The sequence below is a fragment of the Agarivorans sp. QJM3NY_25 genome, from assembly GCF_050870875.2.
Taxonomy (GTDB): Bacteria; Pseudomonadota; Gammaproteobacteria; order Enterobacterales; family Celerinatantimonadaceae; genus Agarivorans.
The window spans coordinates 4014696-4026622 of the sequence record NZ_CP194041.2 but is presented as its reverse complement, the minus strand read 5'-3'; the positions used below and the strand labels follow the sequence as shown (position 1 = coordinate 4026622).

Genomic DNA, 11927 nt, shown 5'->3' with positions numbered 1-11927 from the left:
CTCTGAATTATAGAGGGTTTTTTGTTTTGTTGCTTATTTATGGAAATGCAAAATACTATGCAGCATCATCCTATTCGGGTCGCTATTAATGGTTTTGGCAGAATTGGCCGCAGTGTGCTTAGAGCGTTATTTGAGTCTCAGCGACAAGATCAGATCCAAGTGGTGGCGATTAACGAGTTAGCCAGTCCAGAAGCCATGGCTCATTTACTTAAGTATGATTCTACCCACGGTACTTTTGCTGAACATGTCTCGCTACAGGGGGAATGTTTATCAGTGGCAGGTCAGCAGATCCAGCTGCTGCATAACCGTGAACCAAGTGCTTTGCCGTGGGCTGAGTTTAAGGTGGATATCGTGCTGGAGTGCACCGGACGTTTTAGCTCAGTCGCTGATGCGCAAATGCATATTGACGCTGGCGCTAAAAAAGTATTGTTCTCTCATCCAGCCGATCCTTGCGTTGACCACACGGTAGTCTATGGTGTTAATGAGCATATGCTGAATGCGGCGAGTAAGGTGGTCTCTAACGGCTCTTGTACTACGAACTGTATCGTGCCTGTGATTCAGGTATTGGATGAGGCCTTCGGTGTGGAATGTGGTACTATTACTACAATTCACTCATCCATGAATGACCAGCAAGTGATCGATGCTTACCACAGTGACCTGCGTAGAACACGCGCGGCCGGGCAATCAATTATTCCAGTTGATACCAAGCTGGCTAAAGGTGTAGAGCGTATTCTTCCTAAGTTTGCAGGTAAGTTTGAGGCTATCGCTGTGCGGGTGCCAACACAGAATGTTACGGCGATGGACTTGAGTGTAACTTTGTGTAAAAAAGTTACAGTTTCTGATATAAATCAAGCCATTCAAGCGGCAGTTTGCGGTAAATTAGCGGGTATCTTGAGCTATACCGAAGAACCCTTGGTGTCTATCGATTTTAACCACAATAGTCATTCAAGCATTATTGATGGCTCACAAACACGAGTAAGTGGCCAACACTTAGTCAAAGTGTTGGCTTGGTGTGATAACGAATGGGGCTTTGCCAACCGTATGTTAGACACCACCGTTTTAATGAGTCAGATGGAATTATCGGCTTAGCCAAGCGGCTGGGTTGTAAGTTTAATTTAAAACTAAATGAGGACAGATAATGTCAATTATCAAAATGACCGACTTAGATCTTGCTGGTAAACGCGTATTAGTACGTCAAGATCTGAATGTTCCTGTAAAAAATGGAAAAGTGACTTCCGATGCTCGTATCTTAGCATCGATTCCAACCATTAAGTTGGCCTTAGAGCAAGGCGCTAAGTTGATGATTACTTCTCACCTTGGTCGTCCTACTGAAGGTGAATATAACGCAGAATTTTCTCTTCAGCCTGTGGTTGACTACTTAAATGAAGCTTTAGATGTGCCAGTACGTCTTGCGACTGACTACCTCGATGGCTTAGAGCTTAAAGCTGGTGAATTGGTGGTTCTTGAAAACGTTCGTTTCAACGTTGGTGAGAAGAAAAATGAAGAAGCTTTAGCTAAAAAAATGGCTGCACTATGTGATGTTTACGTGATGGATGCCTTTGGTACCGCTCACCGCGCTCAAGCGTCGACTCATGGTGTAGGTATGTTTGCTGAAGTTGCTTGTGCTGGTCCTTTACTTGCGGCTGAACTTGAAGCATTAGGTAAGGCAATGGATAAACCAGAACGTCCATTGGTTGCGATTGTTGGTGGTTCTAAAGTTTCGACGAAGCTAACTGTATTAGAGTCACTCTCTAAAATAGCTGACCAATTAGTGGTTGGTGGTGGTATTGCAAACACCTTTATCGCCGCTGAAGGTCATAACGTAGGTAAGTCTCTTTACGAAGCGGACCTACTTGAAACCGCTAAAAAATTGATGAAAGAGTGTGCTATTCCAGTTGCCACTGATGTTGCATGTGCCAAAGCATTTGATGAAAATGCTGAAGCTGAAATTAAACATGTTTCAGAAGTTCAAGATGATGACATGATCTTCGACTTGGGTCCTGATTCAACAGCGGCGCTTGCAGAAATCATTGGTAATGCTAAAACTATTCTTTGGAATGGTCCTGTGGGCGTATTCGAATTCAAGAATTTTGAAGCGGGTACAGCAGGCATTTCTAAAGCGATTGCTGAATCAGCTGGTTTTTCTGTAGCCGGCGGTGGTGATACACTAGCAGCGATTGATAAGTTCGGAATTAAAGACCAGGTTTCTTACATCTCTACTGGGGGCGGTGCCTTCTTAGAGTTTGTAGAAGGTAAAGTATTACCTGCCGTAGCAATGCTTGAGGAGCGTGCTAAAGGTTAACTGGCGACAGTGTGGAAGCTTTGCTTCCGCACTGTGATAAGTAATAAAGCACAGAAGTGTTCATAATTTTAATTAAATATAAGTAGATGGAATCATTGATATGTCTAAGATCTTCGATGCAGTAAAACCTGGGGTTATCTCTGGCGACGATTTGCAAAAAGTTTTTGCTATTGCTAAAGAAAACAAATTCGCACTTCCAGCAGTTAACGTAGTTAACACTGACACGATTAACGGTGTATTAGAAGCTGCAGCTAAGGCTAAAGCGCCAGTTGTTGTTCAATTCTCAAACGGCGGTGCCGGTTTCTTCACTGGTAAAGGTGTTAAACTTGAAGGCCAAGGCGCTGCGATTCAAGGTGCTGTTGCGGGCGCTAAGTACGTTCACGCTGTTGCTGAATCTTACGGTGTTCCTGTGATCCTTCACACTGACCACGCAGCTAAAAAATTGCTACCTTGGATTGACGGTCTACTCGATGCGGGTGAAGAATTCTTCGCACAAACTGGTAAGCCTTTGTTCTCTTCTCACATGATTGACCTTTCTGAAGAGCCACTAGAAGAAAACATCCAAATCTGTGGTGAGTATCTTGCTCGTATGGCTAAAATGAACATGACCCTTGAGATTGAATTGGGTTGTACTGGTGGTGAAGAAGACGGCGTAGATAATTCTGATATGGACGCGTCTGAGCTTTACACTTCTCCAGAAGACGTAGCTTATGCATACGAGAAACTAACCGCGATTAGCCCTCGTTTCACGATTGCTGCTTCTTTCGGTAACGTACACGGTGTTTACCAAGCGGGTAACGTTGTACTTACTCCTACTATTCTTCGTGATTCACAAGCTTACTGTGCTGAGAAATTTGGTATTGCTCCAAATGCACTTAACTTCGTATTCCACGGTGGTTCAGGTTCTTCTCAAGCAGAAATTCAAGAGTCTATCGGCTACGGTGTGATCAAAATGAACATTGATACTGATACTCAATGGGCTAGCTGGGACGGCGTACGTGCTTACTACGTTGAAAATGAAGCTTACCTACAGGGCCAAATTGGTAACCCTAAAGGTGCTGATCAACCGAATAAAAAATTCTACGATCCACGCGTTTGGTTACGTAAAGGTCAAGAAAGCATGGTTGCACGTTTAGAGCGCGCTTTTGCTGATTTGAATGCAGTAGACGTACTGTAATTTTATAGCGATACCGTGTGATATAAGGCTCGCCTCGGCGAGCCTTTTTGTTTTCAGTGTATTGATTATCATCTATTTTGCTTGTTCTCAAAGTTTCCACTCCCTTATTTGTCTTGATTAAAGACGCATTATCACCAACCCAAATTGATACTTATGCTGGGAACTTAGAGCTTATCGCTGCTTAATTGTGTTTATTGTGATAATACTTCTCTTCATTGGTTTACACCTTCTAGTTGATGAATGTTTTAGTTATTCTTTATAGAGTATGTGAATCAATCAGTTGTTGATTGGTGATTCTGTTATTGGTATGTGTTTCAGGGCCCTAGATCGCAAGTTAAAATTTGAATTAGTAAAATTCATTCGTTAAATGTTAATCTGATGGCTAAAATTTATACTTTAACAACTGTGTTATCTGTGAGTATTGTCGCCGCAGAAATCTAGAACATCGATCATGTTGAAAGGAAATAAATATGGAACAGAGCATTGCAACTTCAAGTGCAACAATCGTGTCTATTCAAGGGCAAGCGTTTGCTGTGGATGAACTTGGCAATATTAGGGCTCTGCAGCCAGGCGATCAAGTTCAAGCTGGGGAGTTAATTATTAGTTCCCAGGGAGCGCAATTAGGTTTCTATTATGGTGGTGCTGAATATCAGTTAGGAGAGAACAGCGGCACTCAGTTACCAGTAGATGTTACCACAGGACAAGCGCAGCAGCTGAGCGCGGTGAATGATGTTGACATCGAAGCCTTACAACAAGCGATTTTGGATGGTGTGGACCCCACGACTTTATTTGAAGCGACGGCGGCTGGCGGCGAAACAGCTGCAGTGAGTGAGGGCAATGGTGGTTTTGTTAGCATTGAGCGAGTCGGCAGCGAAATTATTGCTGAAGTCGGTTTTGATACCCAAGGTATAACAGTTAATCCGACTCCCACGGTTAATCAACTCGCAGCGAATGTTCAGGATACAATTGCACCTTTTCCGAATGATCAAGCTCCCACCATTAGTATTAATACGGAAACTATCAGTGAAGGGGCGGTTGATGAAAGTACAGTGGTTGCCAGCTTTGTGTCTAGTGATCCTGATGGTGATCCGCTGAGTCACAGCATCATCAATGATAGTCAGGGTTATTTTTTGCTTGATGGCAATCAGGTGAAATTGACCCCCGAAGGGATCGCTGCAATTAACAATGATCAGCTGAATTTAACCGAGTTAAATTTGACGGTTCAGGTCGAGGCCAACGGACTTAGTACTAATGATACAGCAACGGTTGTGATTGCTCGGGTTGATGCTGGAGACCAAGGTCCCAGTATTCAGGTTTTAGCCGTAGACAATATTACTGAAGACTCGGTTAGCACTGATACTGTGGTTGCTAATTTCAGTTCTAGCGACCCGGAAGGGGATGTTCAAACTTATCAGTTATTGAATAACGACGATGGATATTTGGTGATCGATGGTAACACTGTCAAGCTTAGCGAGGCTGGCGTTGCGGCAGTGAATAATGACAGCTTAAACCTTAGCCAACTGAATGTTACGGTGGAGGTAACGGCTAACGGTCAAACAGATTCTGCCAGCGATCAGTTATCCATCATACATGTCAACGATGCCCCAGAAAGTACGGCGCTTGTGTTAGATCCGATCGCCGAAGACAGCGGTGCGCGCATCATCACCAGCGAAGAATTACTGGCCAATGCCAGCGACTTGGAAGGCGACGATTTAACGGTCAGCAACTTGCAGCTGAGCAGCGGCGCGGGCAGCTTAGTGGATAATGGCGACGGTAGCTGGACTTATACGCCGGCGGCCGATGATGACAGCAGCGTTCGCTTCTCTTATCAAATTACCGACAATGGCAGCAGCAATGGTGTAAGCGATCCATTAAGCGTGGATGCGAGCGCCAGTCTCGATCTCACTCCGGTGAATGATGCCCCAGAAAGTACGGCGCTTGTGTTAGATCCGATTGCCGAAGACAGCGGTGCGCGGCTGATTACCAGCGAAGAACTACTGGCCAATGCCAGCGACTTGGAGGGCGACGATTTAACGGTCAGCAACTTGCAGCTGAGCAGTGGTAACGGCAGCTTGCTTGATAATGGCGACGGCAGTTGGACTTATACGCCGGCGGCTGATGATGACAGCAGCGTTAGCTTCTCTTATCAAATCACCGATAATGGCAGCAGCAATGGCCTCAGCGATCCACTCAGCGTGGATGCGAGCGCCAGTCTCGATCTCACCCCGGTCAACGATGCCCCTGAGAGCAGCACAGTAGTCTTAGAGCCTATCGCCGAAGACAGCGCTGCGCGGCTCATTACTAGCGAAGAACTACTGGCCAATGCCAGCGACTTGGAGGGCGACGATTTAACGGTCAGCAACTTGCAGCTGAGCAGTGGTAACGGCAGCTTGCTTGATAATGGCGACGGTAGCTGGACTTATACGCCGGCGGCCGATGATGACAGCAGCGTTAGCTTCTCTTATCAAATCACCGACAATGGCAGCAGCAATGGCCTCAGCGATCCACTAAGCGTGGATGCGAGCGCCAGTCTCGATCTCACCCCGGTCAACGATGCCCCTGAGAGCAGCACAGTAGTCTTAGAGCCCATCGCCGAAGATAGCGGCGCGCGCATCATTACCTCTGAAGAATTACTGGCCAATGCCAGCGACTTGGAAGGCGACGATTTAACGGTCAGCAGCTTGCAGCTGAGCAGTGGTAACGGCAGCTTGAGTGACAACGGCGACGGCAGCTGGACCTATACGCCGGCGGCCGATGATGACAGCAGCGTTAGCTTCTCATACCAAATTACCGACAATGGCAGCAGCAATGGCGTCAGCGATCCATTAAGCGTGGATGCGAGCGCCAGTCTCGATCTCACCCCGGTCAACGATGCCCCTGAGAGCAGCACAGTAGTCTTAGAGCCCATCGCCGAAGACAGCGGCGCGCGCATCATTAGCTCTGAAGAACTGCTGGCCAATGCCAGCGACTTGGAAGGCGACGATTTAACGGTCAGCAACTTGCAGCTGAGCAGCGGTAATGGCAGCTTGAGTGATAACGGCGATGGCAGCTGGACTTATACGCCGGCGGCTGATGATGACAGCAGCGTTAGCTTCTCTTATCAAATCACCGATAATGGCAGCAGCAATGGCCTCAGCGATCCACTAAGCGTGGATGCGAGCGCCAGTCTCGATCTCACTCCGGTGAATGATGCACCCGAATCAAGTGCGGTCGTCTTGACCCCCATCGCCGAAGACAGCGGCGCGCGCATCATTAGCTCTGAAGAACTACTGGCCAATGCCAGCGACTTGGAAGGCGACGATTTAACGGTCAGCAACTTGCAGCTGAGCAGCGGTAACGGCAGCTTGAGTGACAACGGTGATGGCAGCTGGACCTATACACCGGCGGCCGATGATGACAGCAGTGTTAGCTTCTCTTATCAAATTACCGATAATGGCAGCAGCAATGGCCTCAGCGATCCACTAAGCGTGGATGCCAGTGCCAGCCTCGATCTCACTCCGGTGAACGATGCCCCAGAAAGTACGGCGCTTGTGTTAGATCCTATTGCTGAAGACAGCGGCGCGCGGCTGATTACCAGCGAAGAATTACTGGCCAATGCCAGCGACTTGGAAGGCGATGATTTAACGGTCAGCAACTTGCAGCTGAGCAGTGGTAACGGCAGTCTGGTCGACAATGGCGACGGCAGCTGGACTTATACGCCGGTGGCCGATGATGACAGCAGCGTTAGCTTCTCATACCAAATCACCGACAATGGCAGCACTAATGGCCTGAGCGATCCACTCAGCGTGGATGCCAGCGCCAGCCTCGATCTCACTCCGGTGAATGATGCACCCGAATCGAGTGCGGTCGTCTTGACTCCCATCGCCGAAGATAGCGGCGCGCGCATCATTAGCTCTGAAGAATTACTGGCCAATGCCAGCGACTTGGAAGGCGACGATTTAACGGTCAGCAACTTGCAGCTGAGCAGTGGTAACGGCAGTTTAGTGGACAACGGTGACGGTAGCTGGACTTATACGCCGGCGGCCGATGATGACAGCAGCGTTAGCTTCTCTTATCAAATTACTGACAATGGCAGCACCAATGGTCTCAGCGATCCACTCAGCGTGGATGCCAGCGCCAGCCTCGATCTCACTCCGGTCAACGATGCCCCTGAGAGCAGCACAGTAGTCTTAGAGCCTATCGCCGAAGACAGCGGCGCGCGGCTGATTACCTCTGAAGAACTACTGGCCAATGCCAGCGACTTGGAAGGCGACGATTTAACGGTCAGCAACTTGCAGCTGAGCAGCGGTAATGGCAGCTTGAGTGATAACGGCGATGGCAGCTGGACTTATACGCCGGCGGCCGATGATGACAGCAGCGTTAGTTTCTCTTATCAAATCACCGATAATGGCAGCAGCAATGGCCTCAGCGATCCACTAAGCGTGGATGCCAGCGCCAGCCTCGATCTCACTCCGGTGAATGATGCACCCGAATTAAGTGCGGTCGTCTTGACCCCCATCGCCGAAGACAGCGGCGCGCGCATCATCACTTCTGAAGAATTACTGGCCAATGCCAGCGACTTGGAAGGCGACGATTTAACGGTCAGCAACTTGCAGCTGAGCAGCGGCGCGGGCAGTTTGATAGATAATGGTGACGGCAGTTGGACTTATACGCCGGTGGCCAATGATGACAGCAGCGTTAGCTTCTCATACCAAATTACTGACAATGGCAGCACTAATGGCCTGAGCGATCCACTCAGCGTGGATGCCAGCGCCAGCCTCGATCTCACCCCGGTGAATGATGCACCCGAAAGTACGGCGGTAGTGTTAGATCCGATTGCCGAAGACAGCGGCGCGCGCATCATTAGCTCTGAAGAATTACTGGCCAATGCCAGCGACTTGGAAGGCGACGATTTAACGGTCAGCAATTTGCAGCTGAGCAGCGGCGCGGGCAGTTTAGTGGATAATGGCGACGGCAGTTGGACTTATACGCCGGTGGCCGATGATGACAGCAGTGTTAGCTTCTCTTATCAAATCACCGATAATGGCAGCACTAATGGCCTGAGCGATCCACTCAGCGTGGATGCCAGCGCCAGCCTCGATCTCACTCCGGTCAATGATGCACCCGAATCGAGTGCGGTCGTCTTGACTCCCATCGCCGAAGATAGCGGTGCGCGGCTGATTACCAGCGAAGAACTATTGGCCAATGCCAGCGACTTGGAAGGCGACGATTTAACGGTCAGCAACTTGCAGCTGAGCAGTGGCGCTGGCAGCTTAGTGGATAATGGCGACGGCAGTTGGACTTATACGCCGGCGGCCGATGATGACAGCAGCGTTAGCTTCTCATACCAAATTACCGACAATGGCAGCACCAATGGTCTCAGCGATCCACTCAGCGTGGACGCCAGTGCCAGCCTCGATCTGACCCCGGTCAACGATGTGCCAGAGGCGATTAATGACCATTTCAATTTACTCGCATCGGGAGGTACTGTATCACTCGATCTTTTAGCGAATGATTCTGACCCAGAGGGTGATGCGATTAGCATTAAATCCATTGATGGTACTTTGTTAACTCCCGGAACCGCCCAGACTATTGCTGTCGAACAAGGGCTTGTGAATGTGAGTGCAGCGGGTTTAGTTAGCTTTACCGCGAACCCTGATAGTGGTGGCGATGTTCGTTTCTCTTATACGATAGAGGATCAAGGGGGTCAACAAAGCCAAGCGACGGTGAGTGGCAATATTATTGATTTGAATAGTGACAGCGCGCAGGTCTTTGAAGCGGGCCTGGCCACAGGCTCGGCACCTGGGGTTGCCAATAGTTCAGCAAGTGGAAACTTATTAGCCAACGACGGCGGAGATTTTTCCGAGTTATCGATAAGTAGTATTGCCTATGAAGGCAGCCCGTATACTGCTGATGTTAATGGCGTGATTAGCATTGACACTGAGCAGGGTGTATTAACGGTGTATACCGAAGCCTATGATGGCTTTGGTAAGGGAGACTATCAATACCAGTTAAATACCTCGCGCTTAGCGGGTGATGGTCAAAGCGAGAGTTTCTCTTATATTGTTAGTAATGCTCCCGCTGGTTTTACCAGTCAGGCGACACTTGAGGTGAGTATTGTCGATGATGCCCCTGTCGGTAGTCAGGTTGCATTGACTCTGGAGTCGAGCCCCTTGTCGGTCACGACTAATTTAGTCTTGGTATTAGACACATCGGCGAGTATGAATAATGGAGAGCATGGCGATGGGCTCGATTACTTAAAAATTGCCGTCGATGCTTTAACCCATTTGATTGATCAGGCCGACGATAAGGGCAATGTGAATGTACAAATCATTGGTTTCTCTGATTCTCAAGTGAGTAGTGGGTGGATCATTGATAACGTGGCCGACGCCTTAGACTACTTGCAAAGCTTAGCCTCCGGAGGCGGTACTCACTATGATTCAGCCTTGAATCAAGTTATTCAATCCAGCATCGTTGCCGAGCAACCGAGTGCCGATAGTACGCTGTTGTACTTTATTTCCGATGGTGAACCGAATCAGGGTTATGGTATTGACGAGACGGTCGAGTATAAGGGCTTAACTGGACAGGATGCTTGGGATACTTTTGTTAATGAGAATGTCGATATTAGCTATGGAGTGGGGATTGGTAATGCCAACTTATCGGTGTTACAAGACATTGCTTCAGATTCTGCGAATGATGAATACGCATTTATTGTAAATGATGTGACTGATTTATCGACTAGCTTGGTAGAAAGTTATTTAGACGAGGCAGTGAGTGGCTCGTTAGGCTTAGTTGACACGGCATCAACCAGTGGTTTCATGGTGGGAGCGGATAATGGCTACGTGAGCGCTATAAAGGTTGATGGTACCACTTATACCTATGATCCAGATGCTAGACCAGAGCAGCAACAAACCCTGAGTATCGCCACTGCTCTGGGGGGCTTGTTAGTCCTTAACTTTGTGACTGGTGCCTATAGCTATGAACTCAGCTTGAATAGTGATGGCTGGGCGCAACAAGAAAACTTCAGTGTCACAGTGTCAGACTTCGATGGTGACAGTGCTGTTACCGACATTGTAATTCATACTGTATTTGAACCAATTGTTGATGCTAATCGTGATTATGTGATCACTTCTCAGGATGGCACCAGCAGTATCAGTATTCCGAGTCTGGCCCTATTATGGAATGATCAGGGGCATGCGATTGAATTGAGTGGTGTTAGTGATGCGCAAGGCGGTAGTGCTAGTCTGGATGATTCAGCTAATATCGTGTTTGAATCCGATGATGGCATCGGTTTAGGTATTAATGAAAGTAATTTTGAAACTGAAGCCGTGGCCACAATCGCGATTGAAAATCCGCTCGATAGCGGTTTATCGCCAATCAATAATTCATTGTTAACGGCGGTTGATTTAAGTGACCGCTCTTTATTCAGTGCCAATGATCGCAATATCATCAATACCAATAACATTGACGGATACTCTTACGCTTTTCAAGGGACTTTAGAGAGTGATACTTCAGTCGTTGGTGGTGTTGACCAAGATTGGTTTAAGGTGACATTGGCAGTAGGCGAACAGTTACGTATTAATGTCAGCTCTAATGATGATGCTTCTCGGTCCGTGGATGTGGATGTGTATTTATATAATGAATCAGGAGAGCAGATAGCCGTTATCGATGATTACTGGGCCGGTGCCAAGGAAACTTACACTGCCGATTATCAAGGTGATTATTATATCCAAATTGTCGCGGAACAGGGTGCTGATAATGGCCAAGCTTATCAACTTGATTTAACTATTTTGACCGATACTGCGGAGTACAATAAATCGGCCGCAACAGATGTATTGGAGCAGTTTGATTATGGCATCAATGCTGATGGTCTCTCGGATACCGCCACGGTCGAAATTGTTGGTGAACATAGTCAAACGCTACAAGGCAGTGACGCCGATGAGATTTTAATTGGCAATGAGCATAGCGATAGTTTGCTGGGTGGCGGCGGTCAAGATGCCTTAATAGGAAATCAGGGTGATGATGTCTTGATTGGCGGTAGCGGCGAAGACTTACTCATTGGTGGTCAGGGTAACGATATACTTACTGGTGGTGATGATAGTGATATGTTTGCTTGGTTAGCAAATGATGATCAAGCGAGCGTGAATGATACGATTACCGATTTCACTGTTGGTGAAGGCGGTGATGTGCTTAACTTAAGTGATTTGTTACAAGGGGAAACGGAAGCCAGTTTGGAATCTTTCCTCTCCTTCGAAACGGTGACTCATGGAAGTGGTGTCGATACCATTATTTCAATCGATAAAGATGGTGGCGACAATGGTTTCAGTGTTCATCAGACCATTACCCTCGAGAATGTTGATTTTAGCGGTATGAGTGATAGCGAAATATTGACTCAATTAATTGAAGATCAACAGCTTAATGTCGATAACTAAACCTTTTTATTTGGGTTAATTTAATTACAAGAGTAAG

General features: G+C 47.7%; 4 protein-coding genes. All 4 read left to right on the top strand.

Annotation, left to right across the window (positions count from 1 at the left end):
- Positions 1–45: 45 nt before the first annotated feature.
- The 4 genes from epd (at position 46) to ACRRSW_RS18290 (ending at position 11890) form a co-directional block, all read left to right on the top strand.
- Positions 46–1089 carry an erythrose-4-phosphate dehydrogenase gene (gene epd / locus ACRRSW_RS18305; protein WP_439037764.1) on the top strand — a complete coding sequence of 348 codons (1044 nt, stop codon included), beginning with the start codon at positions 46–48 and terminating at the stop codon, positions 1087–1089.
- A 49-nt stretch (positions 1090–1138) separates the two neighbouring features.
- The gene (locus tag ACRRSW_RS18300; RefSeq protein WP_432451807.1) at positions 1139–2302 is read left to right on the top strand and encodes a phosphoglycerate kinase; all 1164 of its coding nucleotides are present in this window, start codon (positions 1139–1141) and stop codon (positions 2300–2302) included.
- Positions 2303–2402: 100 nt separating this feature from the next.
- Entirely contained in the window at positions 2403–3479 is a 1077-nt protein-coding gene (gene fbaA / locus ACRRSW_RS18295) for a class II fructose-bisphosphate aldolase (protein ID WP_432451808.1), read from the top strand.
- Between the two features lie 470 nt (positions 3480–3949).
- A complete protein-coding gene (locus ACRRSW_RS18290; protein WP_432460089.1) occupies positions 3950–11890 on the top strand; it encodes a retention module-containing protein in 7941 nt (2646 codons plus the stop codon).
- Positions 11891–11927: the final 37 nt, after the last annotated feature.

What these genes read in the sequence shown, in the direction of transcription:
- epd (WP_439037764.1), top strand. Translation starts at nt 46, where the DNA reads ATGCAAAATACTATGCAGCATCATCCTATTCGGGTCGCTATTAATGGT.
- ACRRSW_RS18300 (WP_432451807.1), top strand. Translation starts at nt 1,139, where the DNA reads ATGTCAATTATCAAAATGACCGACTTAGATCTTGCTGGTAAACGCGTA.
- fbaA (WP_432451808.1), top strand. Translation starts at nt 2,403, where the DNA reads ATGTCTAAGATCTTCGATGCAGTAAAACCTGGGGTTATCTCTGGCGAC.
- ACRRSW_RS18290 (WP_432460089.1), top strand. Translation starts at nt 3,950, where the DNA reads ATGGAACAGAGCATTGCAACTTCAAGTGCAACAATCGTGTCTATTCAA.